Annotated in this window: 23 protein-coding genes; 9 read left to right on the top strand and 14 right to left on the bottom strand. The window is 60.2% G+C overall.

Annotated features, from left to right (window positions below; all coding sequences use genetic code 11):
- Positions 1–169 precede the first annotated feature (169 nt).
- Positions 170–820, bottom strand: a complete 651-nt coding sequence (gene rlmE / locus AD665_RS17795) for a 23S rRNA (uridine(2552)-2'-O)-methyltransferase RlmE (protein ID WP_024779951.1) — start codon at positions 818–820, stop codon at positions 170–172.
- Between the two features lie 105 nt (positions 821–925).
- Between rlmE and AD665_RS17790 the strand changes: the two genes are divergently transcribed.
- The gene (locus AD665_RS17790; RefSeq protein WP_024779952.1) at positions 926–1,234 is read left to right on the top strand and encodes a YhbY family RNA-binding protein; all 309 of its coding nucleotides are present in this window, start codon (positions 926–928) and stop codon (positions 1,232–1,234) included.
- Positions 1,235–1,244: 10 nt separating this feature from the next.
- Here the strand turns inward: AD665_RS17790 and AD665_RS17785 are convergent, their stop codons facing one another.
- The 8 genes from AD665_RS17785 to grpE all read right to left on the bottom strand — a co-directional run bounded on the left by AD665_RS17785 (position 1,245) and on the right by grpE (position 11,686).
- Entirely contained in the window at positions 1,245–1,649 is a 405-nt protein-coding gene (locus AD665_RS17785; RefSeq protein WP_024779953.1) for a hypothetical protein, read from the bottom strand.
- Positions 1,650–1,677: 28 nt separating this feature from the next.
- Entirely contained in the window at positions 1,678–2,154 is a 477-nt protein-coding gene (greA, locus tag AD665_RS17780) for a transcription elongation factor GreA (RefSeq protein ID WP_024779954.1), read from the bottom strand.
- A gap of 2 nt (positions 2,155–2,156) precedes the next feature.
- Positions 2,157–5,378 carry a carbamoyl-phosphate synthase large subunit gene (gene carB, locus AD665_RS17775; RefSeq protein ID WP_024779955.1) on the bottom strand — a complete coding sequence of 1,074 codons (3,222 nt, stop codon included), beginning with the start codon at positions 5,376–5,378 and terminating at the stop codon, positions 2,157–2,159.
- Between the two features lie 105 nt (positions 5,379–5,483).
- Positions 5,484–6,620, bottom strand: a complete 1,137-nt coding sequence (carA, locus tag AD665_RS17770) for a glutamine-hydrolyzing carbamoyl-phosphate synthase small subunit (protein WP_053193008.1) — start codon at positions 6,618–6,620, stop codon at positions 5,484–5,486.
- Between the two features lie 256 nt (positions 6,621–6,876).
- Positions 6,877–7,683: a 4-hydroxy-tetrahydrodipicolinate reductase gene (gene dapB / locus AD665_RS17765; protein WP_024779957.1), complete on the bottom strand. Its 807-nt coding sequence runs from the start codon at positions 7,681–7,683 to the stop codon at positions 6,877–6,879.
- 9 nt (positions 7,684–7,692) lie between these two features.
- The gene (dnaJ, locus tag AD665_RS17760; RefSeq protein ID WP_033034781.1) at positions 7,693–8,817 is read right to left on the bottom strand and encodes a molecular chaperone DnaJ; all 1,125 of its coding nucleotides are present in this window, start codon (positions 8,815–8,817) and stop codon (positions 7,693–7,695) included.
- 283 nt (positions 8,818–9,100) lie between these two features.
- Positions 9,101–11,017 carry a molecular chaperone DnaK gene (gene dnaK / locus AD665_RS17755; protein WP_024779958.1) on the bottom strand — a complete coding sequence of 639 codons (1,917 nt, stop codon included), beginning with the start codon at positions 11,015–11,017 and terminating at the stop codon, positions 9,101–9,103.
- Positions 11,018–11,119: 102 nt separating this feature from the next.
- Complete coding sequence (gene grpE, locus AD665_RS17750) at positions 11,120–11,686, bottom strand: nucleotide exchange factor GrpE (RefSeq protein ID WP_024779959.1); 567 nt, start codon at positions 11,684–11,686, stop codon at positions 11,120–11,122.
- Positions 11,687–11,926: 240 nt separating this feature from the next.
- Here grpE and recN point away from each other — a divergent pair, with 240 nt between their 5' ends.
- Positions 11,927–13,600, top strand: coding sequence for a DNA repair protein RecN (recN, locus tag AD665_RS17745; protein WP_053193006.1), 1,674 nt, complete (start codon positions 11,927–11,929; stop codon positions 13,598–13,600).
- A gap of 68 nt (positions 13,601–13,668) precedes the next feature.
- Here the strand turns inward: recN and fur are convergent, their stop codons facing one another.
- The gene (gene fur / locus AD665_RS17740) at positions 13,669–14,073 is read right to left on the bottom strand and encodes a ferric iron uptake transcriptional regulator (RefSeq protein WP_024779961.1); all 405 of its coding nucleotides are present in this window, start codon (positions 14,071–14,073) and stop codon (positions 13,669–13,671) included.
- 97 nt (positions 14,074–14,170) lie between these two features.
- Between fur and AD665_RS17735 the strand changes: the two genes are divergently transcribed.
- Positions 14,171–14,695 (top strand): outer membrane protein assembly factor BamE, encoded by a 525-nt coding sequence (locus tag AD665_RS17735; RefSeq protein ID WP_024779962.1) that lies wholly within the window; start codon positions 14,171–14,173, stop codon positions 14,693–14,695.
- 59 nt (positions 14,696–14,754) lie between these two features.
- On the opposite strand, the gene AD665_RS17730 is transcribed toward AD665_RS17735, so the two are convergent.
- From AD665_RS17730 to AD665_RS17720, 3 genes are read right to left on the bottom strand one after another with little or no spacing between them, the layout of a single operon-like run.
- A complete protein-coding gene (locus AD665_RS17730) occupies positions 14,755–15,057 on the bottom strand; it encodes an RnfH family protein (RefSeq protein ID WP_053193005.1) in 303 nt (100 codons plus the stop codon).
- Positions 15,054–15,497, bottom strand: coding sequence for a type II toxin-antitoxin system RatA family toxin (locus AD665_RS17725; RefSeq protein WP_024779964.1), 444 nt, complete (start codon positions 15,495–15,497; stop codon positions 15,054–15,056). The genes AD665_RS17730 and AD665_RS17725 overlap by 4 nt, the downstream gene beginning before the upstream one ends.
- A 7-nt stretch (positions 15,498–15,504) precedes the next feature.
- On the bottom strand, positions 15,505–16,908 hold the full coding sequence (locus AD665_RS17720) for a sodium-dependent transporter (RefSeq protein ID WP_053193035.1): 1,404 nt from the start codon (positions 16,906–16,908) through the stop codon (positions 15,505–15,507).
- Positions 16,909–17,026: 118 nt separating this feature from the next.
- Here AD665_RS17720 and smpB point away from each other — a divergent pair, with 118 nt between their 5' ends.
- Positions 17,027–17,509: an SsrA-binding protein SmpB gene (gene smpB / locus AD665_RS17715; RefSeq protein ID WP_024779966.1), complete on the top strand. Its 483-nt coding sequence runs from the start codon at positions 17,027–17,029 to the stop codon at positions 17,507–17,509.
- 128 nt (positions 17,510–17,637) lie between these two features.
- Here the strand turns inward: smpB and AD665_RS17710 are convergent, their stop codons facing one another.
- Entirely contained in the window at positions 17,638–18,405 is a 768-nt protein-coding gene (locus AD665_RS17710; RefSeq protein WP_024779967.1) for an FCD domain-containing protein, read from the bottom strand.
- 263 nt (positions 18,406–18,668) lie between these two features.
- On the opposite strand from AD665_RS17710, the gene AD665_RS17705 reads away from it, so the two are divergent.
- The 5 genes from AD665_RS17705 (at position 18,669) to AD665_RS17685 (ending at position 26,324) form a co-directional block, all read left to right on the top strand.
- Complete coding sequence (locus tag AD665_RS17705; RefSeq protein ID WP_024779968.1) at positions 18,669–20,363, top strand: lactate permease LctP family transporter; 1,695 nt, start codon at positions 18,669–18,671, stop codon at positions 20,361–20,363.
- A gap of 150 nt (positions 20,364–20,513) precedes the next feature.
- Positions 20,514–21,338 carry a (Fe-S)-binding protein gene (locus AD665_RS17700; RefSeq protein ID WP_053193004.1) on the top strand — a complete coding sequence of 275 codons (825 nt, stop codon included), beginning with the start codon at positions 20,514–20,516 and terminating at the stop codon, positions 21,336–21,338.
- Complete coding sequence (locus tag AD665_RS17695; protein WP_053193003.1) at positions 21,335–22,792, top strand: LutB/LldF family L-lactate oxidation iron-sulfur protein; 1,458 nt, start codon at positions 21,335–21,337, stop codon at positions 22,790–22,792. The genes AD665_RS17700 and AD665_RS17695 overlap by 4 nt, the downstream gene beginning before the upstream one ends.
- Positions 22,789–23,460: a LutC/YkgG family protein gene (locus AD665_RS17690; protein ID WP_041025015.1), complete on the top strand. Its 672-nt coding sequence runs from the start codon at positions 22,789–22,791 to the stop codon at positions 23,458–23,460. Before AD665_RS17695 ends, AD665_RS17690 begins: the two co-directional genes overlap by 4 nt.
- Positions 23,457–26,324: an FAD-binding and (Fe-S)-binding domain-containing protein gene (locus AD665_RS17685; protein ID WP_053193002.1), complete on the top strand. Its 2,868-nt coding sequence runs from the start codon at positions 23,457–23,459 to the stop codon at positions 26,322–26,324. The genes AD665_RS17690 and AD665_RS17685 overlap by 4 nt, the downstream gene beginning before the upstream one ends.
- Positions 26,325–26,375 lie beyond the last annotated feature (51 nt).

Genomic DNA, 26,375 nt, shown 5'->3' with positions numbered 1-26,375 from the left:
GAAGCTGGCTCCGCTATTGGCGCGAGCTTCGCATGATATTCACCGGCCTAACTTACTACATTACCTACGACTCTGGCAGGCGCCGTCTGTAACCCTTTGTGAAACCTGGCCGCGCCATTGTCATTACGCGGCGTTTGCAAGGCGAAACAAAAAAAACTATCGACGTCTTTCAAAGACGCTCATCACTGCTCGATCCTTCCCCTCCGCGAAAGCCGCGCGCCAACAGATATTGCTCGCGGGAGCGGTCACGGGACGACAAAGGCTTGCGCATCTGCACCTTGTCGAACAGCTTGCGGATGCCCTTGTGGTATTCGTCGAAGCCTTCCCCCTGGAAGACCTTGATCAGGAAATCACCGCCTGGACGCAGAACCCGCCCGGCAAGATCCAGGGCCAGTTCGCTGAGAAACATTGCACGAGGCATGTCGACAGCCGCTAATCCACTCATATTGGGGGCCATATCGGAAATCACAAGGTCAACCTGCGTATTTCCGACGGCCTCCAGAATTTTTGCCAGGACGGCGTCTTCCGTGAAATCGCCCTGGATGAAGGTCACATCAGGGATGCTGTCCATTTCCAGGATGTCGGAAGCAATCAAACGACCTTGACCACCGATCAGACGACTGGTCACCTGGGACCACCCGCCCGGCGCAGCGCCGAGATCGATCACGGTCATGCCGGGACGGATCAATCGATCCTTTTCCTGGATCTCCAGCAATTTATAGCTGGCACGAGAACGATAGCCGTCCTTCTGCGCCATCTTGACGTATGGATCGTTGAAATGCTCTTTGAGCCAGTTCAGGCTAGTCTTGGAACGGGCCACAGGCCACCTCTACATAAAACGGGTCGTGATTAAGTGGGCGGTCCCGGACTCGCTCGGGTAAACTGGCCGCCGCTTTTTTACAAGATCAGACGCAGGGGTCAGATTATGCCGCTCACTCAAGAGCAGAAGAAACAATACAAATCCATTGGCCACCACCTGAAACCGGTTCTGATTGTGGCGGACAACGGCTTGACTGAAGGTGTACTGGCCGAGCTGGAGCGCGCATTGAGCGATCACGAGCTGATCAAGATCAAGCTCAACATCCTCGACCGCGAAGCCCGCCTGGCTGCCATTGCAGAACTGTGCAAGACCGGCAAGGCGGATCTGGTACAGGTCATCGGTAAGATGGCATTGCTTTATCGCAAGAATTTCAGCGTCAACAAGCAACTGTCGAACGTTCACCGCTTCAAATAATGCCAAAGGGTCAAGGGTGCGCTTCGCGCACCCTGCCACTCCATCCCGGTACCGGCTGCAACACCAGCACCAACCCGGAAAGCCCCAGCACCACGTAGCTGAACACCCGCCACTGACTCGCGTCCGGCCAGCCGAGACTCACCGCCAGAAACATTCCACAGGCATACAACGACATGAGCAGCAATTGCCCACGAATGTCACGCCATAGGCTGGCACGACCCTCGGCCTGAATCAGCACCAAAACCTGGAATATCACACAGACCGCTGAAAACGCCACCATCAGCGCCGTCAGCATGCCCACAATTTCATCGATCAGCAGCGGTGCCAGGCCGATACGCCCCAGCACCGGCAGCAGGCCGATATGCAGCAGCCAAAGGCCACCGACCCATAGCATCTGGGCAAGTTGCCAGAGCATGGCACCCGCACGCAGCGGGCGCCTTCGTTCAGACGTGGCGGACTTCGACAATCTCATACTCGATGACGCCACCGGGCGTTTTCACTGCCACCACATCACCCTCTTCCTTGGCAATCAAGGCACGAGCAATCGGTGAACCGACGGAAATCTTGCCCAGCTTGATGTCAGCTTCATCCTCACCCACGATCTGGTAAGTGACGCTTTCATCCGTCTCGACGTTGGCGATTTCCACGGTGGTGCCGAAGATCACCTTGCCGGTGTGGGGGATGGTGGTGACGTCAATGATCACTGCGTTCTGCATGCGACCTTCAATGTCACGCACCCGCGCCTCGACCATGCCCTGCTCTTCACGAGCGGCATGGTATTCGGCGTTTTCCTTGAGATCGCCCAGTTCACGCGCTTCACCAATGGCCTGGCTCAAGCGCGGGCGCTCGACCTTGGTCAGGAAAGCGTGCTCTTCTTCCAGGGCCTTCGCGCCCTGAACAGTCATCGGGTACTTGGTTATGCTCATGCCTTCAATCCTGCATGTAGATCCTGCAAGCGACGGACGGTCTTCTCGGGACCGAACTTGAGCGCTTCGCAGATCGCTTCGCCCGCAGCAATGGTGGTGGTGCAATAAATCTTGTGCTGCAGCGCATTGCGACGAATGGAATAGGAGTCAGCGATCGACTGACGGCCTTCAGTGGTGTTGATGATCAGCGTGACCTCGTCATTCTTGATCATGTCGACCACATGCGGGCGCCCTTCGGTCACCTTGTTCACGCGACGCACTTTCAGGCCCGCCGCCTCGATCAGCTTGGCGGTACCGGCAGTGGCGACCACTTCGAAGCCCAAGTTGATCAGATCACGAGCCACGCCTGCAACCAGTGGCTTGTCGTCATCACGTACGCTGATAAACGCCGTGCCGCCTGTCGGCAGGACTTCGCTGGCGCCCATCTGGGCTTTGGCGAAAGCTTCGCCAAAGGTATCGCCAACACCCATCACTTCACCGGTGGACTTCATTTCCGGGCCGAGAATCGGGTCGACGCCAGGGAACTTGGCGAACGGGAACACCGCTTCTTTCACGCTGTAGAAGTTCGGAATGATCTCCTTGGTGAAGTTCAGCTCCGCCAGGGTCTTGCCGGCCATGACGCGGGCCGCGATCATTGCCAGGGAAACACCGATGCACTTGGAGACGAACGGCACGGTCCGGGAAGCGCGCGGGTTCACTTCGATGACGTAGATGTCTTCGCCCTGAAGCGCCAGCTGCACGTTCATCAGGCCGACCACACCCAGCTCCAGGGCCATTTTCTTGACCTGCTCACGCATCTCGTCCTGGATGTGCGCCGGCAGCGAGTAAGGCGGCAGCGAGCACGCCGAGTCACCGGAGTGAACGCCGGCCTGCTCGATGTGCTGCATGATCGCGCCGATCACCACGTCCTTGCCGTCGCAGACCGCATCCACGTCCATCTCGATGGCGCAGTTGAGGAAGTGATCCAGCAGCACCGGGCTGTCGTTGGACACCTGGACCGCTTCACGCAGGTAGCGCTTGAGTTCTTCCTCCTGGTAAACGATTTCCATCGCACGGCCGCCCAGTACATAGGACGGACGCACCACCAGCGGATAACCGATCTTGGCGGCGGCACGAATCGCTTCGTCTTCGCTGCGCACAGTGGCGTTTGGCGGCTGACGCAGGTTCAGGCGCTCGACCATCTGCTGGAAGCGCTCACGGTCTTCGGCGCGGTCGATGGCATCCGGGCTGGTACCGATGATCGGTACGCCAGCGGCTTCCAGGGCGCGAGCCAGTTTCAATGGAGTCTGGCCGCCGTACTGGACGATCACGCCTTTGGGCTTCTCGACACGGACGATTTCCAGCACGTCTTCCAGGGTCACTGGCTCGAAGTACAGACGGTCGGAGGTGTCGTAGTCGGTGGACACGGTTTCCGGGTTGCAGTTGACCATGATGGTCTCGTACCCGTCGTCGCGCAGGGCCAGTGCGGCGTGTACGCAGCAGTAGTCGAACTCGATACCCTGACCGATGCGGTTGGGACCGCCACCCAGGATCATGATCTTGTCGCGCGTCGATGGCGCGGCTTCGCACTCTTCCTCGTACGTGGAGTACAGGTAGGCAGTGTCGGTGGCGAACTCGGCCGCACAGGTGTCGACGCGCTTGTAGACCGGGAACACTTCCAGCTTGTGACGATGGGCACGCAGGCTCTTCTCGGTCACACCCAGCAACTTGGCCAGACGCTGGTCGGAGAAGCCCTTGCGCTTGAGGCGGAACATCATGTCGCGGTCGATGCTGGACATGCCCAGGGTCTTGACCTTCTCCTCTTCCTTGATCAGATCTTCGATCTGTACCAGGAACCAAGGGTCGATCATGTTCATGCCGAAGATCTGCTCCACGGTCATGCCGGCACGGAAGGCATCGGCCACGTACCAGATACGCTCGGCGCCCGGCACGGTCAGCTCGCGCTTGAGCTCGCTCATGCTTTCCGGGTTGCTCAGGTCCAGCTTCGGATCGAGCCCGCAGACACCCACTTCCAGACCGCGAAGGGCTTTCTGCAGGGATTCCTGGAAGGTCCGGCCGATGGCCATGACTTCACCGACCGACTTCATCTGGGTGGTCAGGCGGGCGTCGGCCTTGGCGAATTTTTCAAAGGCAAAGCGTGGCAGCTTGGTGACGACGTAGTCGATTGACGGTTCGAAGGACGCCGGGGTCTTGCCGCCGGTGATGTCGTTCGACAGCTCGTCCAGGGTATAACCCACGGCCAGCTTGGCAGCGACCTTGGCAATCGGGAAACCGGTGGCTTTCGAAGCCAGGGCCGACGAGCGGGAAACCCGCGGGTTCATCTCGATGACCACCATGCGACCAGTATCCGGGCAGATGCCGAACTGGACGTTGGAGCCGCCGGTTTCCACGCCGATCTCACGCAATACCGCCAGGGAGGCGTTACGCAGGATCTGGTATTCCTTGTCGGTCAGGGTCTGGGCCGGTGCGACGGTGATCGAGTCGCCGGTGTGCACACCCATCGGGTCGAAGTTCTCGATGGAGCAGACGATGATGCAGTTGTCCTTTTTGTCACGGACAACTTCCATTTCGTATTCTTTCCAACCGATCAGGGATTCGTCGATCAGCAGTTCCTTGGTCGGCGACAGGTCCAGGCCACGGGCGCAGATTTCTTCGAACTCTTCGCGGTTGTAGGCGATGCCACCACCGGTACCGCCCATGGTGAAGGACGGACGAATGATGCACGGGAAGCCCAGCTTCTCGAGGACCGCGTTGGCCTCTTCCATGCTGTGGGCGATACCCGAGCGCGGGCATTCCAGGCCGATGGCTTTCATCGCCTTGTCAAAGCGCGAACGATCTTCGGCCTTGTCGATGGTGTCGGCGTTGGCGCCGATCATTTCCACACCGAATTTTTCCAGGACGCCTTCGCGCTCCAGGTCCAGGGCGCAGTTCAGCGCCGTCTGGCCACCCATGGTCGGCAACAGTGCATCAGGACGCTCTTTCTCGATGATCTTGGCAACGGTCTGCCACTTGATCGGCTCGATGTAGGTGGCGTCGGCCATGGCCGGGTCGGTCATGATGGTGGCTGGGTTGGAGTTCACCAGAATGACGCGATAACCCTCTTCGCGCAGGGCCTTGCAGGCCTGGGCGCCGGAGTAGTCGAATTCGCAGGCCTGGCCGATCACGATCGGGCCAGCGCCGAGAATCAGGATGCTTTTTATGTCTGTACGTTTTGGCATGGGTTTGTCACTCAAATCCGCAGGTCTGTCGGCTAGGCCGTCGAACAATCTTTGAAGCGCCCCAGGGGGCCACCGCACTCGGGGCCGCCCTCGGGCTTCACGCGGTCAGCGTCGCTTGGCCATCTCATTGATGAAGCGATCGAACAGCGGCGCCACATCGTTCGGGCCCGGGCTCGCCTCAGGGTGGCCCTGGAAGCTGAACGCGCTCTTGTCGGTGCGCTCGATGCCTTGCAGCGTACCGTCGAACAGCGACTTGTGGGTCGCCCGCACGTTGGCCGGCAGGGTCGCTTCATCCACAGCAAAGCCGTGGTTCTGGCTGGTAATCATCACCACACCGGTGTCCAGGTCCTGGACCGGGTGGTTGGCACCGTGGTGACCATGACCCATTTTCAGGGTCTTGGCGCCCGACGCCAGGGCCAGTAGCTGGTGACCGAGGCAAATGCCGAACACCGGGATCTCGGTTTCCAGCACATCCTTGATCGCCTGGATCGCGTAGTCGCAAGGCTCAGGGTCACCCGGGCCGTTGGACAGGAACACGCCATCGGGGTTGAGGGCCAGTACGTCAGCCGCCGGGGTTTGCGCCGGCACCACGGTCACGCGGCAACCGCGCTCGACCAGCATGCGCAGGATGTTCAGCTTGATACCGTAGTCGTAGGCAACCACGTGATACGGCAGCTCGGACGCTTCGATCGTCGGATGGCTGTCGGTCTTCAGGTTCCAGACCGAGGAACGCCACTCGTACTGCTTCTTGGTGCTGACGACTTTCGCCAGGTCCATGCCCTTGAGACCCGGGAACCCCTGGGCGGCGGCGATGGCAGCTTCTTCGGAGATATTGTCGCCGGCCATGATGCAGCCGTTTTGCGCGCCCTTCTCCCGCAGGATACGGGTCAGGCGACGGGTGTCGATCCCAGCGATCGCCACGACGTTGTTGGCTTTCAGGTAATCGGACAGGGACATCGTATTACGCCAGTTGCTCGCAACCAGTGGCAGGTCACGGATGACCAGGCCGGCAGACCAGACGCGGTCGGACTCGGCATCCTCCGGCGTAGTGCCGGTATTGCCGATGTGCGGGTAAGTCAGGGTAACGATTTGCTGGGCGTAGGAAGGATCGGTAAGAATTTCCTGATAGCCGGTCATTGCGGTGTTAAACACCACCTCACCAACGGTCTGACCGTCGGCTCCAATGGCTTCGCCGCGAAAAATGCTGCCATCAGCAAGGGCGAGTATGGCTGGCTTAGTCAAGAAGACCTCCCGTAAATAAAGCCTGAAAGGGCGATCGCAGGTTGTAAAAAAGCGGAGTGACGTATGGACACGTCACCCCGCTTTTTTCACTGAATTATTCTGCGCGCTTTTAGTGGACACACTAAAGCTGTAGCTTACAGAAAAAGGCTTTTTTGGTCCACCGCTAATGAGCCTTAAAGGCAGGGGAATGCGACAGGGCGTCGCGAAGCGGTGTAAAACGGGGCGCAGTATAACCTGAACCCCGCCTTCATGGGCATCAACGCAGGTCGAGTACGTCCTGCATATCGTACAAACCAGGCTCGCGACCATCCAGCCAAAGCGCGGCCCGGACAGCCCCCTTGGCGAACGTCATCCGGCTGGACGCCTTGTGAGTGATCTCCAGGCGCTCGCCCTCGGTGGCGAACAGCACCGTATGATCCCCCACCACATCACCGCCGCGCACCGTGGCGAAACCAATGGTCTCCCGCTCACGGGCGCCGGTATGCCCCTCGCGCCCGTACACGGCCACGGCCTGCAGGTCGCGCCCCAGCGCGTCGGCAATCACTTCGCCCATGCGCAAGGCAGTTCCCGAAGGCGCGTCGATCTTGTGCCGGTGATGCGCCTCGATGATCTCGATGTCGGCGTCATCCCCCAGAACCCGGGCGGTCAGGTCCAGCAATTTCAGCGACAGGTTCACACCCACGCTGAAATTCGCCGCGAACACGATCGGTATGTCCTTGCCTGCATCGGCCAGCAACTGCTTTTGAGCAGCGTCCAGCCCGGTGGTACCGATGACCATGGCCTTGCCGTTCTTGCGGCAGATGGCGAGGTTTTTCAGCATCACTTCCGGCAATGTGAAATCGATCAGGACATCGAACTCGTCGAGCACTTTTTCCAGGCCACCAGACATCGGGACACCAATGCGACCCAGCGATGCCAGCTCACCTGCATCGGCGCCGACCAGCGTGCTGTCGGGCCGTACGATGGCAGCCGTCAGACCGGAGAGCGGCGAGCGCTGCTGCACCGCCTCCACCAACGCCTTGCCCATGCGCCCAGCGGCGCCCATCACAGCTATACGTCGCATGCGACCTCCTTACAGATCGCCGAAGAAGCGCTTCACGCCTTCGAACCAACCAGTGGTTTTCGGAGAGTGGCTGTTGTCACCTTCCAACGAACTGCGGAACTCCTCCAGCAACTCACGCTGGCGCCGACTCAGGTTGACCGGCGTTTCCACAGCCACACGACACATCAGGTCGCCCGCACCACCGCCGCGCACGGGCGCAACACCCTTGCCGCGGATCCGGAACTGCTTGCCGGTTTGCGTACCCTCGGGGATTTTCAGCTTGACGCGACCGTCGAGGGTCGGGATCTCCAGTTCGCCACCCAGGGCTGCATCGACGAAGCTGATAGGCACTTCGCAGAACAGATGCTTGCCGTCGCGCTGGAAGATCGCGTGCTCGCGCACGTTGATCACCACATACAGGTCGCCGGTCGGGCCACCCTGGGCACCCGCCTCGCCTTCGCCGGACAGACGAATACGGTCACCCGTGTCGACACCGGCCGGCACCTTGACCGACAGCGTCTTGTACTCTTCGACACGTCCTTCGCCATGACAGGAATCGCAGGGGTCGGAAATGATCTTGCCCTGGCCATGGCAACGCGGGCAGGTCTGCTGCACCGAGAAGAAGCCTTGCTGCATGCGAACCTGACCGATACCACCGCAGGTCGGGCAAGTGACAGGCGAGGAGCCCTTCTTGGCACCCGAACCATCACACGGCTTGCAATTGACCAGCGTCGGCACGCGGATATTGACGGTGGTACCACGCACCGCTTCTTCCAGGTTCAACTCCAGCGTGTAGCGCAAATCGCTGCCACGCTGGGCGCCACCGCGAGCACCGCCGCGACCGCCACCGAAGAAATCGCTGAACACGTCGCCGAAGATATCGGAGAAGTTCTGGCCGCCGAAACCGGGACCGCCGCCGCCCATGCTCGGGTCGACACCGGCATGCCCGTATTGATCGTAAGCCGCACGCTTGCTGGAATCGGAGAGCACTTCGTAAGCCTCGTTGGCTTCCTTGAACAGCTCTTCCGACGCTTTATCGCCGGGATTACGGTCCGGGTGGTGCTTCATCGCCAGGCGACGGTAGGCCTTTTTCAGATCCGCCTCGCTGGCTCCCCGCTCGACACCCAATACTTCGTAGAAATCACGCTTTGCCATTAGTCTTTGCACTCTTATAGGACGTCCGGCAAAGCTCTCCTGAGCCTCGCCCAACTCGTTGAGCCCCTACAGGCACGGACCCAACCACATCGATTCAGTGGTCCAGATCTCAGGCCTTACACGAAAAGCAGGAGCTTTCCCGACACGCCACCAGCATCCGAACGCTGTCGCATGCTGTAAAAATTCATGGGTTCCAGACACGCCAACGCGGGAGCAAGCTCCCGCGCGGCGACATCCTACCAGCCACCGCACAAACGCAGTCAACCGGCCGACCAACAAGCGATTACTTGTGGTCTTTCACTTCTTCGAACTCTGCGTCGACGACATCGTCGGCTTTTTCGGCTGATTCGCCCGGTTGCGCGGCGCCTTCAGCGGGCTGAGCCTGTTCGGCATACATCTTCTGGGCCACTGGCGCGGAGACCTTGGAGAGCTCTTCGATCTTCGCTTCGATGGCAGCCTTGTCGTCGCCTTTGACGGCAGCTTCCAGGGCAACCACGGCCGCTTCGATGGCAGTCTTCTCTTCTGCAGTCACTTTTTCGCCAGCATCAGCGATCATCTTGCGAGTCGAGTGCACCAGGGCATCACCCTGGTTGCGGGCACTGGCCAGCTCTTCGAACTTGCGGTCTTCCTCGGCGTTGACTTCAGCATCGCGAACCATTTGCTGAATTTCTTCCTCGGACAGACCGGAGTTGGCCTTGATCACGATCGACTGGGTCTTGCCGGTGGCCTTGTCTTTCGCGCCGACGTGCAGGATGCCGTTGGCGTCGATGTCGAAGGTCACTTCGATTTGCGGAACGCCACGTGGCGCTGGCGGAATCTCGGCCAGGTCGAACTTGCCCAGGGACTTGTTCTGGGCAGCCTGCTTGCGCTCACCTTGCAGCACATGGATGGTCACCGCGCTCTGGTTGTCGTCGGCCGTCGAGAACACCTGGGATTTCTTGGTAGGAATCGTGGTGTTCTTCTCGATCAGCGCGGTCATCACGCCACCCATGGTTTCGATACCCAGGGTCAGCGGGCTGACGTCGAGCAGCAGAACGTCCTTCACATCACCGGCCAGAACGGCGCCCTGGATGGCAGCCCCCATGGCCACGGCTTCGTCCGGGTTCACGTCTTTACGTGCTTCTTTACCGAAGAAATCGGTCACCAGCTTCTGCACCAGCGGCATACGGGTCTGACCGCCTACCAGGATCACGTCGTTGATCGAACCAACGTCGATACCGGCGTCTTTCATCGCGATGCGGCAAGGTTCGATGGTGCGCTGAACCAAGTCTTCCACCAGCGCTTCAAGCTTGGCGCGGGAGATTTTTACGTTCAGGTGCTTCGGACCGGTGGCGTCTGCAGTGATGTACGGCAGGTTCACATCGGTCGACTGGCTCGAGGACAGTTCGATCTTGGCTTTTTCAGCGGCTTCTTTCAGGCGCTGCATCGCCAGCGGGTCACCCTTGAGGTTCATGCCGCTTTCTTTCTTGAACTCATCAACGAGGTAGTCGATCAGGCGGATGTCGAAGTCTTCACCACCCAGGAACGTGTCACCGTTGGTTGCCAATACTTCGAACTGGTGCTCGCCATCGACTTCAGCGATTTCGATCACGGAGACGTCGAAAGTACCGCCGCCCAGGTCATAAACGATCACGGTATGATCGCCCTTGGCCTTGTCCATGCCGTAGGCCAGGGCAGCCGCGGTAGGTTCGTTGATGATGCGTTTTACGTCCAGGCCCGCGATGCGGCCGGCGTCTTTGGTCGCCTGGCGCTGGCTGTCGTTGAAATAGGCAGGAACGGTAATAACGGCTTCAGTCACCGCTTCGCCGAGGTAATCTTCGGCGGTTTTCTTCATTTTCTTCAGGATTTCAGCCGAGATCTGTGGCGGCGCCATCTTCTGGCCGTTCACTTCGACCCAGGCGTCGCCGTTGTCAGCCTTGGCGATTTTGTAAGGCACCATCTTGATGTCTTTCTGAACGACTTCTTCGTCGAACTTGCGACCGATCAGACGCTTCACCGCATACAGAGTGTTGTGCGGGTTGGTCACTGCCTGACGCTTGGCCGACTGGCCAACCAGAATTTCGCCATCGTTGGCGTACGCGATGATCGACGGCGTGGTACGCGCGCCTTCGGCGTTTTCAATAACTTTGGCCTTGCCGTTTTCCAGCACGGAGACGCACGAGTTGGTGGTCCCCAGGTCGATACCGATAATCTTGCCCATGTTAACTCTCCCGGAACTTGGATTTTGTTGCCGCGGCAGTGGTGGTTAACCGCGGTAGCACTTAAACGCTTGACTTCTTAGATGGGGCCGCTGCGCCCGATTTCAAGCCTGCTCGTCAATAGAAGGTGAAACCGGTGCTGGCGCCTTGCTGACCACGACCATGGCCGGACGCAACAGACGACCATTGAGCAGGTAACCTTTCTGGAAAACCTTCAAAACGCTGTTCGGCTCGACGTCGGCACTTTCCTGCATCGCCATGGCCTGGTGGTGCTCGGCATTGAAGGGTTCACCGTGAGGATCGAGGGCTTCGAGCTGATAGCGCTTGAGGGTGTCCTGGAACATTTTCAACGTCAGCTCGATGCCTTCGCGCATCGGACGAATGTTCTCGTCGTCCGGATTGGACAGCTCCAGGCCGCGCTCCAGGCTGTCGATGATTGGCAGCAGGTCGCCGGCGAAGCGCTCCAGAGCGAATTTGTGAGCCTTTTCAACATCCTGCTCGGCGCGACGGCGGACGTTCTGCAGGTCGGCTGCTACACGCAACGCCTGATCCTGCGCACCGGCCAGTTGCTCCTCGAGCACTTGTACACGGGCCGCCAGATCACCACCCGAATCCTGGGAGGTCTGATTGGCCTCTTGGTTTTGCGTATCCTGCGTCTGTTCGTCAGCCATAGTTTTCTCCTCTCAACTTCGTCCGCGAGCTCGACTCGCGCTTCTGCCCCGTATATGGGGCCAGGTTTTCCAGCTTCAAGGGGCGTTCGACGAAATGACCTTACAGAAAGCAATTGCATACGTATTACCGACCGCGCTAAGAAACTCACTTGCCCAAGCAAATCGACCTAAGCGAGGGCATTGTCAGCCCGAAACAAAACACTGTATAAATAACCAGACCTAACGCCTGGGAGCGGCTTTATGCTGGTGCACCTGTCCGTACACAACTACGCCATCGTCGAACACCTCGACCTCGAGCTCGACCGAGGCATGAGCGTGATTACCGGTGAGACCGGTGCCGGCAAGTCGATCATGCTCGATGCCCTGGGCCTGACACTGGGTGATCGCGCCGACAGTGGCGTCGTACGTCCCGGAGCAGACAAGGCCGACATCCTGGCGACCTTCGACCTGGTCGACATCCCCGAAGCCAGCGCCTGGCTGGCCGAGCGCGACCTGGACACCGATGGCCTGTGCATCCTGCGCCGGGTCATCACCGCCGAAGGCCGCTCCCGAGGCTACATCAACGGCACTCCCTGCCCCCTGGGCGACCTGAAGGCCCTCGGGGAACTGCTGATCGACATCCACAGCCAGCATGAACACCAGTCCCTGCTCAAGACCGATACCCATCGTCGCCTGCTCGATGAATATGCTGGAGCCACCGACCTGGCCCGCCAGGTCCAACTGGCGGCTCAGCGCTGGCGCCAGACCCGGCAGGAGCTGGACCGGCTCTCCAACTCCGGCGACGAACAGCGTGCCCGTCACCAACTCTTGAGCTACCAGCTCGAAGAGCTGGAGAACCTGGCCCTGGGGGAAAACGAACTGGAGGAGCTGGAGCAGGAACACAAGAACCTGACCAACGCCGAAACCCTTCTGGGCATCTGCCGGCAAGTCGTCGAGCAATGCAGCGAAAGTGATTCGGGCAACGTACTCAATGCGCTGACGGCGAGCCTGAACCGACTCTCCAGCGTGAACAATTCCGTCGGCGCCCTGAGCGAGGCAACCAACCTGCTGACCAGCGCACAGATCCAGGTCGAAGAGGCCGTGGGGGAGCTCAACCGGTTCCTCGATCATTTCGACGCCGACCCGGCGCGCCTGCAATATCTGGAAGAGCGCCTGGACACTATCTATACCCTGGCCCGCAAACACCGCGTCCAGCCCACCGACGTCATCGAACTGCAGCAACGCCTGCTGGAAGAGCTGGAAACCCTGAATGCCAATGACGAATCCATCGAGCGCCTGGGAGACGAACTGGCCTCCTATGCCCGTCATTACCAGGAGAAGGCCAGGGAACTCAGCGAGCTGCGCCGCATGGCCGCAACCGGGCTGGCCAGCGCCGTGGAGCAGGAAATCCAGCGCCTGGGCATGCCGGGGGGACGCTTCACCATCGAACTGCGCCCCAACGCAGGCGACGAACTTCAGCCCAACGGGCTGGAGCAGGTAGAGCTGCTGGTCAGCGCCAACCCTGGGCAACCACTCAAGGCGCTGGCGAAAGTCGCATCCGGCGGTGAGTTGTCGCGAATCAGCCTGGCCATCCAGGTCATCACCGCGCAAACCTCACGCGTACCGACGCTGGTATTCGACGAAGTGGACGTGGGTATTGGTGGGCCGACCGCGGAAATTGTCGGCCAGTTGCTACGCAGGCTGGGGGAGCGCGGCCAGGTGCTGACGGTCACTCACCTGCCTCAGGTCGCCGCACAAGGGCACCAACATCTATTTGTCCATAAAGTACGTGACGAGGATGCCACCCGCACCGCAGTGTCCAGGCTCAGCAAGAACGAGCGTGTTGAAGAAGTGGCGAGGATGCTGGGAGGGATCGATCTCACCAAGGAATCCCTAGCCCATGCGAGAAAAATGGTCGTCGCGGCAAAATCCTGAAGAGACCAGGAACGATCACTTAAATGAAAGAAGGCGACCCTGAGGTCGCCTTCTTTCATTTCCCATGCTTACTTTCTCTTGCGTACATGCAAGACGAGATGGTGATCGATCAGCTCGAAGCCATACTCTTCAGCAATCGCTTTTTGCAGCTTTTCGATTTCAGGACTGATGAATTCGATAACCTCACGGGTTTCCACATCCACCATATGGTCGTGGTGTTCCCCATCCGCCAATTCAAAGACCGCATGACCGCCATCGAAATTATGGCGAGCCACGAGGCCGGCAGCCTCGAATTGGGTCAGAACACGGTAAACCGTGGCCAGACCGACGTCCTCGCCTGCTTCCATGAGGGCCTTGTAGACGTCTTCGGCACTCATGTGCCGCTGCTCGGCGGAGTCGAGCATTTGCAGAATCTTGACCCTTGGCAGTGTCACCTTGAGGCCGGCTTTGCGTAGTTCGCTATTTTCAACCATGGTCAGCTTTCTCGCGATGCTGCTTCGCAGCTTCTCTTAATGCGGGTATGATCGGCGTTTACGTTGTCCCAGCCAAGATAGTGGAAGTCGCCCACCGATGCAAAACACCAAGCTCTTGCTAACCAGTTTCACCTTCGTGGGACTGCTCGCACTCGCCGGTTGTTCATTCCCCGGGGTTTACAAAATCGACATCCAGCAGGGCAATGTCGTGACGCAGGACATGATAGACCAGTTGCGCCCGGGAATGACCCGCCGGCAAGTACGGTTTATCATGGGTAACCCCCTGCTGACCGACACGTTCCACGCCGATCGCTGGGATTATCTCTACAGCTTGCAGCCTGGCGGCGGTGAGCGCCAGCAGGAACGCATCAGCGTCATCTTCAACGCCAATGATCAACTCGTCAGCCTGTCAGGCGATTTCATGCCTGGCGTGAGTCGCGACGAGGCCATCCTGGGCAAGGACAGCGGCACAACGGTCACGCCAGCCGAGAACGGCGAGAAGGCGAAACCGGAAAAGCCGGTCAAGCCAGGCTCGTTGCTGGACCAGATCCAGAAGGATGTGGACAGCGTCGAAACCGTCCCCGTCCCGACGCCAGAACCGCTGGACACTACGCCGCAATAAACCGCGACATGAAAAAACCCGGCATGCCGGGTTTTTTATTGCCTGCAATCCAAGCCCGATTATTGATTCGGTTTACGGGCCTGAGCAGCCTTGGCCGCACGCAGGCGACGGATCTCCTTCGGATCCGCCAGCAACGGCCGGTAAATCTCAAGCCGGTCACCCGCCTGCACCGCCTGGCGTTCTGGATCGGCAATCACCTTGCCGAAAATCCCCACCGGACACGCGGCCAGATCGAGCTCCGGGAACGCCTCAGCGATGCCCGATGCAGCCAGCGCTGCACGAACCGTCGTGCCTTGCGACACGGTAAATGTCCGCAAGACCTGACGCTGGACGGTGGCGTACACCACTTCTATCTCAATCAACGCTTGAGCTCTGCGTTTTGCTTGGCACGTTGGCAGAACGCGTCGACCAGGGTATTGGCCGCCTGATTGAACAACGGCCCCAACGTGGCCCGAACCAGCGGACCTGCGTAGTCGAACGACAGATCCAGGCTTATCTTGCAGGCCTTCTCACCTAACGGCTTGAACACCCAGACACCGTGGAGCTGGTTGAAAGGCCCTTCTTCCAGGTTCATTTCGATGGACTGACCCGGCACCAGGGTATTGCGCGTAACGAAATGCTGGCTCAACCCGCCCTTGGCGACATTGAGTCTGGCACGCATATGGGTCTCGGAGCTCTCGAGCACCTCGGTGGACGAGCACCAGGGCAGGAACTGCGGATAACTCGCCACATCGTTGACCAGGTCGTACAGCGCCTGCGCCGGATAAGGCAGCAAGGCCGAGCGTTGAATATGTGTCGTCATGTAAGCGTCACTTCCACAGCTGGGCGGCAAACACCACGAGGATGCCAATCGGGGCCACGTAGCGCATCAGGAACAGGCTCAAGGCAAACAATACAGGACTGCGCAGCGACAACTCATCGCGTACGGCTTCACGCCCCATGATCCAGCCTGCAAACACCACGAAACACAAACCACCCAGTGGCAGCATGATCCGTGATGTGAAGAAATCAATCACGCCGAAGAAATCCAGTCCTCCGGTTGCTCCCCATTGGTAGAGGCGGAACAGACCGTCTTCGTTCACGAAAAACTTCGCCTGCTTCCATATATTGAAGGAAAACACCGTCCCCAGGCCCACAAACCAGCAAGTGAAGGCCAACCAGAACGTCACCCAGCCGCGACGGATCCGCGTCCGCTCAACCAGGTAGGCCACCATGGGTTCCAACAGGGAAATTGCCGAACTCCAGGCCGCGATGGCGACCAGGACGAAAAATATCACACCCATCACCTGGCCGAACGCCATGTTGCCGAAGGCAAAGGGCAGGCTGACAAACATCAAGCCTGGGCCCTCACTGGGGTTAAGACCGGCAGCGAACACAATTGGAAACAACGCCATACCCGCCATCAGCGACACGAAGGTGTCCAGCAGCGCGACACCGACGACGGTCCTGGTGAGGGAGGCGTTCTTGGGCATGTAGGCGCCATAGATCATGATCGAGCCGACCCCGACGCTCAGGGAGAAAAACGCATGCCCCATGGCCGGCAGCAAACCGTCCATGACCTTCTCCGGCTTGAAATCGAACATGAAGTGCAGGCCTTCCATGAAATGCCCGGTGGTCATGCTGTAGCCCAGCAGCACCAGGATCATGACGAACAACAGCGGCATCATGATCCGCAGGCTGCGCTCAAGCCCGGCGACCACACCCTTGGCAATCACCGCCGCGGAAAGCAACATGAAGACCGTGTGCCAGAGCGTCAATCTCAAGGGGTCCGCGATCACACCACCGAAGTAGGCGCCCACCTGATCAGGTACCACGCCCTGAAAGTCGCCACGCCCCATGTCGATGATGTAGTCCAGCGACCAGCCACCGACCACGCTGTAGAACGACAGAATCAGCAGTGCCGTGATCATCCCGGCGAACGCTCCCCACGACCACTTGGGCGAGTGTCCCGCTTCCACCGCCAACACCTTCAAGGCATTGGCCGGGCTCTGCCGGGCACGACGACCGATCAGGGTCTCGGCCAGCATCACCGGTGCGCCGATGAGTGCGATGCACGCCAGGAACATCAATACGAAGGCACCGCCACCGTAGACGCCGACCATGTAGGGGAATTTCCAGATACTACCCAGTCCCACGGCCGAACCGGTCGCAGCGAGTATGAAGACCCAGCGGCTAGCCCAACTGCCGTGGACAGAAACCTTGTCTGTCGACATCGTGATCACGCCCAAGCGTTCAAAAAAGAGGCCGCATTGTCCGGGATTCACTCAACGTGCTCAAGCATGCTGCTTCACCGTAGCCGACACGCACGCAACTGCCTATAATGCCGCCCCTATGGCTAAACAGAAGAAACACCCCACAGGGACCATCGCGCAAAATAAAAAGGCGCGACACGATTACTTCATCGAACAGCGTTTCGAGGCTGGCATGGTCCTGGCCGGCTGGGAAGTAAAGAGCCTGCGCGCAGGCAAGGCGCAACTGGTCGACAGCTACGTGCTGCTCAAGGATGGCGAAGCCTGGCTGCTGGGCAGCCACATCACGCCACTGACCACCGCCAGCACCCACGTGATTGCCGACCCGGTGCGCTCGCGCAAGCTGCTGCTCAACAAGCGTGAGCTGGAAAAACTCTTCGCTGCCGTGCAGCAGAAGGGCTACGCCTGTGTCTGCACATCGCTGTACTGGAGCAAGCACCTGATCAAGTGCGAGATCGCGCTGGGCAAGGGCAAGAAGGAATACGACAAGCGCGATACCGAGCGCGAGCGCGATGCCGGTCGCGAACTGCAGCGCGCAGTGCGCAACAAGGGCAAGGAAGAGTAAGCCCGCGCACAATCCAATGTGGGAGCGAGCCTGCTCGCGATAGCGGTGGGTCAGTCGACATCGATGTTGACCGATCCACCGCCATCGCGAGCAGGCTCGCTCCCACAGGGTTAGCGAAACCCGGCTGGCTACTTCCCCTTGCGCCGCTCCGCCCGCGCCACCCGCTGCACTTCCTGACGCACCTCCTCCAACACTTCCTGCACATACAGAATATGTCGGCTGGACACTTCCCGCGCCTGCTCGGCGTGGCCGTCCATGATTGCCTGGTACAGCTCCCGATGCTGGCTGATCAGCATGTCGCGGGTTTCGCTGCGCTGCTTGTACATGCCGCCGATGTTGGTCACCACATTGCGCTTGAGCAGGTCGAACAGCCCGCGGATGGTATGCAGCAAAACCGCGTTGTGACTGGCCTCGGCAATCGCCAGGTGGAACCGGGCATCCGCCGCGCCCTCTTCCGCCCGACTCACTTCATCGTGGCGTGCATAGCAATCCTGCAACTCATCGAACGCCGCCGTCAGCCGCTCGCGATCCACTTCCGTGGCCCGCAGCGCGGCGTAGTAGGCACAGGATGCCTCCAGCGTGTGGCGAAACTCCAACAAGTCTCGCTGCGCCTCGGGGTTGCTTTCCAATAGCTGCAACAGCGGATCGCTGAACGTCGAGCCGAGCGATTCCACCACGTAGTTGCCACCGCCCTGACGGCTGACCAGCAGGCCCTTGGCCGTCAGTTTCTGAATCGCCTCGCGCAATGAGGGACGTGAAACGCCGAACTGTTCGGCCAGGGTCCGCTCGGCGGGCAGCCGCTCACCAGACTTCAGCGTGCCCTCAAGGATCATCCCTTCAAGTCGCTGGACAATATCGTCAGACAAACGGCGCTGACGAATCTGATCAAACCCCATAACTCGATTCTCCACGATCCCGGCAGCTCGCCGGGCTCTCTATTCTGGCCCATCCGGGCCCGACCCACACCTACCAGAAGCCATTCAGGCAAACAGATCAGAGGCGATCTGCGGCACTTATTCGACGAAAGTTTCAGGGCGGCAAATTGACACACGACAACCAAGGCTTTTACCCTAGCCGACAGCGCTTGTAAATTGGTCTTACCAATTAACCAAAATCGCTGACCAGTGCCTGACCAACAACAATTAGGGGCTCACCCACCATGCAAACCTGGCAACAGCTTTACAGCCCGCTCGGCAGTCTCGGCTTGTCCGCACTTGCGGCCGTTATTCCCATCGTATTTTTCTTCCTGGCCCTGGCGGTGTTCCGCCTCAAAGGGCATGTGGCGGGAAGCATCACCCTGGCCCTGGCGATTGCCGTGGCGATCTTCGCGTTCAACATGCCTGCAGACATGGCTTTCGCCGCTGCCGGCTACGGCTTTGCCTACGGTCTGTGGCCCATCGCCTGGATCATCGTCGCTGCCGTTTTCCTCTACAAACTGACGGTCAAGAGCGGCCAGTTCGAGGTCATCCGCAGCTCGGTGCTATCGATTACCGATGACCAGCGCCTGCAAGTGCTGTTGATTGGTTTCTGCTTCGGCGCCTTTCTGGAAGGTGCCGCCGGCTTCGGTGCACCGGTGGCGATTACTGCCGCCTTGCTCGTGGGCCTGGGCTTCAATCCGCTGTATGCCGCCGGCCTGTGCCTGATCGCCAACACCGCGCCCGTGGCGTTCGGCGCCTTGGGCATTCCGATTATCGTGGCCGGCCAAGTGACCGGTATCGACGCCGTCAAGATCGGCGCCATGACCGGACGCCAGTTGCCATTGCTGTCGTTGTTCGTGCCGTTCTGGCTGGTGTTCATGATGGATGGCCTGCGCGGCGTGCGGGAAACCTGGCCGGCGGCGCTGGTGGCAGGCTTGAGCTTCGCCATCACCCAGTACTTCACCTCCAACTTCATCGGCCCGGAGCTGCCAGACATCACCTCGGCCCTGGCCAGCCTGATCTCGCTGACGCTGTTCCTGAAAGTCTGGCAGCCCAAACGCAGCGCAGGCGCGCAGATTGCCGGCGCCACTTCCGGCACAACAGTGACTGCCAGCGCCGGTGGTTTCGGCCAACCGCGCAGCACCGTGGCTTCGCCCTACAGCCTGGGCGAAATCATCAAGGCCTGGTCGCCCTTCCTGATCCTCACCGTGCTGGTCACGATCTGGACCTTGAAACCCTTCAAGGCAATGTTTGCCGCCGGCGGCTCGATGTACGCCTGGGTATTCAATTTCGCCATCCCGCACCTGGATCAGATGGTGATCAAGACCGCTCCTATCGTGGTCAACCCCACCGCCATTCCGGCCGTGTTCAAGCTTGATCCGATTTCCGCCACCGGCACGGCGATTTTCTTCTCCGCGCTGATCTCGATGCTGGTACTGAAGATCAAGCCAAAGACTGGTCTTACCACTTTCAAGGAAACCCTTTTCGAACTGCGCTGGCCGATCCTGTCGATCGGCATGGTGCTGGCGTTCGCCTTCGTCACCAACTACTCGGGCATGTCGTCGACCATGGCCCTGGTGCTGGCCGGCACGGGCGCGGCGTTTCCATTCTTCTCGCCTTTCCTGGGTTGGCTGGGGGTGTTCCTGACCGGTTCCGATACTTCGTCCAACGCGCTGTTCAGTTCGCTGCAAGCGACCACCGCACACCAGATCGGCGTCCACGACACGTTGCTGGTGGCGGCCAATACCAGTGGCGGCGTGACCGGCAAGATGATTTCGCCGCAATCGATCGCGGTGGCCTGCGCAGCCACCGGGCTGGTGGGTAAAGAGTCGGATCTGTTCCGTTTTACCCTGAAACACAGCCTATTCTTTGCAACGATCGTCGGCTTGATCACCTTGGCCCAGGCCTATTGGTTCACCGGCATGCTGGTGCACTGAGTCCTGCAAGTTGCCTGGAAAAAACCGACGCCGGAACACCTTCCGGCGTCCGCTATCGACAACCGGGTCTGCAAGGTTGCTGAAAGATTTGATCTCTATATTCAGCAGCCTCAGCGGACGGATAACCGGGACCACCCGGAGACACGCCTGATGAGCGAGCTTTTTTACAACGCCGTGCCGAACGCGACCCGTGTCGCCCCGCCATTGCCCGAGCCTCGGCAGTACCCCAGCGAAAAACCGCAACGGGTTTACCTGTTCGGCACCTGCGTGGTGGACCTGTTCTACCCGGAAGCCGGGATGGACGCGATCCATCTTCTGGAGCGCGAAGGAATCCGGGTGGAGTATCCGCAAGGGCAAACCTGTTGCGGGCAACCGGCGTACACCTCGGGCTATACCGAGCAGGCGCGGACGGTGGCGCGGGCACAACTGGCCTTGTTTGCCGAAGATTATCCGGTGGTGGTGCCCTCGGGCTCCTGCGCTGGCATGGTGCGAGAGCATTACGCCGACCTGTTCAAGGACGAGCCCGACACGCTCAAGCAGATTCAGGCCCTGGCTGCCCGGACCTTTGAGCTGGCCGAGTTCCTGTTGTTCGTCTGCAAGGTGCAGCTCCAGGACAGCGGCACACCGGTGAAGATTGCGCTGCACACGTCCTGCTCGGCACGGCGTGAAATGAATACCCACCTGCACGGCCGCGCACTGTTGGCGCAGCTGCGCAATGTGGAACGGGTCGAACACGGCCACGAAAGCGAATGCTGCGGCTTTGGTGGGACATTCAGCGTTCGCATGCCGGACATTTCCGGCGCGATGGTGGCCGACAAGACCCGGGCGTTGAAGGAGTCCGGCGCACACAAGGTCATCAGTGCCGACTGTGGCTGCCTGATGAACATCAACGGCGCACTGGAAAAACAACAGGAGGCGCTGCGCGGCCAGCACTTGGCGAGTTTCCTCTGGCAGCGTACCGGAGGTGCCGCATGAGCACACCGACGCTGATTCCGGCCATTGAGCTGCAGGAAGATTTTCGTGCCCGAGCCCACAAGGCCCTGGGCGACACGCAATTGCGAAACAACTTTCGCAGTGCGATGGATTCACTGATGACCAAGCGGGCAACGTCCTTCAGCGATGCCCACGAAAGAGAACACCTGCGGGTGCTGGGCAATGCCGTCCGCGCCCGTGCGTTATCGAAGCTGCCCGACCTGCTCGAGCGGCTTGAAAGCAACCTGACCCGCAACGGTGTGACTGTGCACTGGGCGGAAACGGTGGACGAGGCCAACGGCATCGTCCTCTCGATCATCCGCGCTCACGAGGCGCGGCAAGTGATCAAGGGCAAATCGATGGTCAGCGAAGAGATGGAGATGAACCATTTCCTCGAGGCTCGGGACATTGAATGTCTCGAATCCGACATGGGGGAATACATCGTCCAGCTCGACCACGAGAAGCCTTCACACATCATTATGCCGGCGATCCACAAGAATGCCGGTCAGGTCGCGTCCTTGTTCCACGACAAACTCGGCGTGGAGTACACCAAGGACGTCGACCAACTCATTCAGATCGGTCGCAAGGTATTGCGGCAGAAATTCTTCGAAGCCGACATCGGCGTGTCGGGCGTCAATTTCGCCGTCGCCGAAACCGGCACCCTGCTGTTGGTGGAAAACGAAGGCAACGGGCGGATGTCCACCACCGTGCCACCGGTGCACATCGCCGTGACCGGCATCGAAAAAGTGGTGGAGAACCTGCGTGATGTCGTGCCGCTGCTCTCGCTGCTGACCCGCTCGGCCCTGGGTCAACCGATCACCACCTACGTCAACATGATCTCCGGCCCGCGCAAGGCCGACGAACTGGACGGTCCCCAGCAAGTGCACCTGGTGCTGCTGGACAACGGTCGCAGCCAGGCGTTTGCCGACAGCGAACTGCGCCAGACCCTGAACTGCATCCGCTGCGGCGCCTGCATGAATCATTGCCCGGTCTACACCCGAATCGGCGGTCATGCCTACGGCGAGGTCTACCCGGGCCCTATCGGAAAAATCATCACGCCGCACATGGTCGGCCTCGCCAAAGTGCCAGATCACCCGAGCGCGTCCTCACTGTGTGGCGCCTGCGGTGAAGTGTGTCCGGTGAAGATCCCGATCCCCGCCCTGCTGCGGCGCCTGCGGGAAGAAAACGTCAAGGCCCCGGACAGTCCGAATCAAGTGATGCGCGGCCAGGGCAGCAAATACTCGCCCAAGGAACGCTTCATCTGGAATGCCTGGGCCCGGCTCAACAGTTCACCGCGGCTGTATCGGCTGTTCGGCTTTCTCGCCACGCGCCTGCGCGCCCTGACGCCAAGCAACGTCGGCCCCTGGACCCAAAACCACAGCGCCCCCAAACCCGCCGCCCGCTCGCTGCACGACCTGGCCCGCGAACACCTGAAAGCCCAGGGAGACCGCCGATGAGCGCCAGGGACAACATCCTCGCCAAGCTGCGAAAAAGCCTGACCGGCACCACCCCGGTTGCCGACCACTTCGACGTCGATCTGGTCACGCAAACCTATCGCTACGCGCCCGAAGAGCGCATCCCGCAGTTGCGCAAACTGATGGAAGCGGTGCACACCGAAATCCACCTGACGTCCGGCGAAGGCTGGACGACGCTGCTGGCGCAGTTGCTGCGCGACCGGCAGTTGCCGAGCCTGCTTATCGCCCCAACCACCGCTCATGGGAAAAAAATCACACAGTTCTGGGCGAATAATCCTGACCTGCCGCCTCTCAAGGCCTACGACCGGCCGGTCGAGGAATGGAAAGCCGAACTGTTCAACGACACCCCCGCCAGCCTGACCGGAACCCTTGGCGCCATCGCCGCGACGGGCAGCCTGATTCTGTGGCCGACGCGAGAAGAACCGCGGCTGATGAGCCTGGTGCCACCGGTGCATTTCGCCCTGCTCAAGGCCAGCGAGATCCGCGATAACTTCTATGAAGTGCAGCAGGAATTCGAATGGGCCCAGGGCATGCCCACCAATGCCCTGCTGGTGTCAGGCCCATCGAAAACCGCCGACATTGAACAAGTCCTGGCCTATGGCGCCCATGGTCCTAAGGATCTGGTGGTATTGATTCTGGAGGACCAATGAGCCTTCCAGCCCCCTTCCTGCATGACGTACAGCAACTGATCCCACAAAAGCGCCGTTTCGACGATCCCGTGTCGACCCTGGCCTTCGGCACCGACGCCAGTTTCTACCGGCTGATTCCAAAGCTGGTGATACGAGTCGAAAGCGAAGACGAAGTGGTCGCCCTATTGAAGCTGGCCCAGCGCGACCATGTTCCCGTCACCTTCCGCGCGGCCGGCACCAGCCTGTCGGGCCAAGCCATCAGCGACTCGGTGCTGATTGTGTTGGGGGATAACTGGAACGGCCGCGAGATTCGCCAACAGGGCACGCAGATCCGTCTGCAGCCGGGCGTGATCGGTGCCCAGGCCAATGCCTGGCTGGCACCGTTCGGACGCAAGATCGGCCCGGATCCGGCGTCGATCAACGCTTGCAAGATCGGCGGCATCGTCGCCAACAACGCCAGCGGCATGTGCTGCGGCACCGCGCAAAATACCTATCACACCCTGGCCGGCATCCGTCTGGTGCTGGCCGATGGCACCCGCCTCGATACCGAAGACGATGCCAGCGTGGCCGCGTTCCGAGCCAGTCACGGCGACCTGCTGGAACGCCTGGCGAGCCTCGGGCGCGAGACCCGCGACAACACCGAACTGGCCGCCCGAATTCGCCACAAATACCGTCTGAAAAATACCACCGGCTTGTCACTCAACGCCCTGGTGGATTTCGACGAGCCTGTGGATATCTTGAGCCACTTGCTGGTGGGGTCCGAAGGCACCCTCGGTTTCATCAGCGCAGTGACCTACAACACGGTGATCGACCATCCGAACAAGGCTTCGGCGCTGATCGTGTTTCCGGACGTGGAAACCTGCTGCAACGCCGTCACCGTGCTGAAAAGCCAGCCGGTATCGGCCGTAGAGTTGCTGGACCGTCGCAGCCTGCGCTCCGTCCAGGACAAGCCAGGCATGCCGGATTTCGTCCAGCATCTGTCGCTGAATGCCTGCGCCCTGCTGATCGAATCCCGCGCCGCGTCCTCGTCTTTGCTGCAAGAACAACTGGCGCGGATCATGACCTCGCTGGCCAACTTCCCGGTGGAAAAACAGGTCGACTTTACCGAAGACCCGAAGGAAAACGCCCGCCTCTGGGCCATCCGCAAGGACACCTTTCCGGCGGTGGGCGCGGTGCGCAAAACCGGGACCACGGTCATCATCGAAGACGTGACCTTCCCGTTAGAACAGCTGGCGACGGGTGTGAACCGCCTGATCGAACTGTTCGACAAACACCACTACGACGAAGCAATCCTTTTCGGACACGCGCTGGAAGGCAATCTGCACTTTGTCTTCACCCAAGGCTTCAACAACCCTGAAGAAGTCGCACGCTACCAGGCGTTCATGGATGACGTGGCGCAGTTGGTCGCGGTGGAATTCGGCGGTTCGCTGAAAGCCGAGCATGGCACCGGACGCAACATGGCGCCCTTCGTCGAGCTGGAATGGGGCAGCGACGCCTACCAGTTGATGTGGCAGCTCAAGCGCCTGCTCGATCCCAACGGCATCCTCAACCCGGATGTGGTGCTCAGCGAAGACCCGCAGATCCACCTCAAACACCTCAAACCGCTACCCGCCGCCGACGAGATTGTCGACAAATGCATCGAATGCGGCTTCTGCGAACCGGTGTGCCCATCCAAGGACCTGACCCTGAGCCCGCGCCAGCGCATCGTGATCTGGCGGGACATCCAGGCGAAAAAGCGCGCAGGCATCGACACTTCCGAACTGGAAACGGCCTATCAATATCAAGGCATCGACACCTGCGCCGCCACCGGGTTGTGCGCCCAACGCTGCCCGGTAGGCATCAATACCGGCGACCTGGTGAAAAAGCTCCGCGGCCGTACCGCAACACGTACGAAAACCGCCGACTGGCTTGCGGGCAACTTCGCCCTGGCCTTGCAAGGAGCGCGTTTTACCCTGCACGTTGCCAACGGCGCGCGCATGCTGCTGGGGGCACCACGGCTGGCGCGCTGGTCGGCCGGGTTGAACCGACTGTCGAAAGGCCAGGTTCCGCAATGGACCCCCGCCATGCCACAACCGGAAAGCCCCATCCGCTTCAGTCCGGCCGTGTCGGACCAACGCCCGAGAGTGGTGTACCTGGCGGCCTGCGTGTCGCGCGTCATGGGCCCTGCGGCCGGAGATAAAGAGCAGATTTCGCTGTACGAAAAAACCCGACAGTTGCTGGAAAAAGCCGGTTATCAGGTCGTCTTTCCCGACAACGTCGACAGCCTTTGCTGCGGCCAACCTTTCGCCTCAAAAGGTTATGCCGAACAAGCCGAGCACAAACGCCAGGAACTGATCGGCGCCCTGCTGCACGCCAGCCGCGGCGGCCTCGATCCTATCTACTGCGACACCAGCCCATGCACATTGCGGCTAGTCCAGGACCTCGGCGATGTACGCCTGGACCTATACGACCCCGTGCGCTTCATCCGCACGCATCTGATGGAGCGTCTGGAATTCAGCCCCCAGGAGGAGCCGATTGCCGTGCATGTCACGTGCAGCACCCAGCACCTTGGCGAGAGCCAGGCGCTGATCGACCTGGCGCGCAAATGCAGCAAACACGTGGTCATCCCTGAGGGCATCCACTGCTGCGGTTTCGCCGGCGACAAGGGCTTTACCACGCCGGAACTCAACGCCCACTCGCTGCGCACCCTCAAGGACGCGGTTCAATACTGCACCGAGGGCATCTCCACCAGCCGCACCTGTGAGATTGGTCTGACGCAACACGGTGAAATCGACTACCACGGCCTGGTGTACCTGGTAGACCGCGTCACCCGGGCCAAACCCGCCAGCGGTGAAGGCTCTTCTGCAGGGCTCGACGAAAAATCGAATTCCTGCGCTTCACTGTAGTCACTTGAATAGGCCCGGCTCTGTCGGGCCCTACGACAACGACTCGGCCTG

Origin of the sequence: Pseudomonas corrugata (assembly GCF_001269905.1) — a bacterium.
Classification (GTDB): Bacteria; Pseudomonadota; Gammaproteobacteria; order Pseudomonadales; family Pseudomonadaceae; genus Aquipseudomonas; species Aquipseudomonas corrugata.
This window is presented reverse-complemented; position numbering and strand designations above follow the sequence as displayed.